The sequence below is a fragment of the Nostoc sp. ChiVER01 genome, from assembly GCF_034531155.1.
Lineage (GTDB): Bacteria > Cyanobacteriota > Cyanobacteriia > Cyanobacteriales > Nostocaceae > Nostoc.
In genome coordinates this window covers 1-1,200 of the sequence record NZ_JAVRBS010000074.1, presented here as the reverse complement: position 1 = coordinate 1,200, position 1,200 = coordinate 1, and the positions used below count along the sequence as shown (strand labels likewise).

The following is a 1,200-nucleotide window of genomic DNA, read 5'->3' as shown; positions in this document are numbered from 1 at the left end:
TCTTTTGCTCAACAACGGCTATGGTTCCTGGCTCAGTTAGAACCAGGCAATCCCTTCTATAATATTCCCGGTGCAATTCGCTTGCAGGGTCAACTCAACCAACAGGCACTACACGATAGCCTCAACGAAATACTGCGCCGTCACGAAGTCTTACGAACAAATTTTCAGACAGTCGCAGGGCAAGTAATACAAGTTATTTCATCAGTCACACTTATATCATTTCCCATCATTGACCTCAGTGAATTAACTGGTGAAGAACAAGAAGCTCTTGTTAAACAACTAGCACAAACAGAAGCACAGCAACCTTTTAATCTGGAAACTGACCGGATGATTCGGGCAAAGTTGCTACGCCTCGACCAACACGAACATGTGCTGCTGTTGACATTCCACCACATCGCCTCCGATGGTTGGTCAATCGGTGTATTTGTATCTGAACTGTCTGCACTTTATTGTGCCTTTTGCAATGGACAAATTTCACCTTTGGCTGAATTACCAATTCAATACGCAGACTTTGCAGCTTGGCAGACCCAGTGGCTGACAGCAGATGTACTCGATTCCCAGCTTGCTTACTGGCAAAACCAACTGCAAGGCGTACCAGCAGTCCTAGAATTACCCACTGACTACCCAAGACCGGCTATCCAAACCTTCCGGGGTGCTAACTATACTTTCCAGATATCTCCACAACTGACAGTTGCACTGCAAAACTTCAGTCAGCAACAAGGCTGTACCTTGTTTATGACAATGCTGGCAGCATTTAATACCTTGCTTTCCCGCTACAGTGGCAGTGAAGATATTGTTGTAGGTTCGCCAATTGCCAACCGCAACCATGCCCAGATAGAAGAGTTAATTGGCTTTTTTGTTAATACCCTAGTACTGCGAACCAAACTGGAAAGCAATTTGACTTTTGAGCAGTTATTAACTCAAGTGCGTGAGGTTGCTTTAGAAGCTTATGCACACCAGGATTTACCCTTTGAGTTGCTGGTGGAAAAATTGCAGCCACAACGCTCTTTAAGCCACACACCTCTATTTCAAGTGATGTTTGTGCTGCAAAATGCGCCACATTCAGAGCTAGAGTTACAAGGTTTAGACTGGAATGTTCTTGAAAGTGACAGCAGTACAGCGAAGTTTGATTTGACTTTGTTTGTAGAAGAGGTAAATTCAGGACTAAAAGCGACTTTTGAGTACAATACCGACTTGTTT

At 44.1% G+C, this 1,200-nt stretch carries 1 protein-coding gene; it reads left to right on the top strand.

Annotation, left to right across the window (positions count from 1 at the left end):
- Window positions 1–1,200: condensation domain-containing protein (locus tag RMY00_RS36015; protein ID WP_322652129.1), on the top strand; the 1,200-nt coding region annotated here is incomplete at both ends.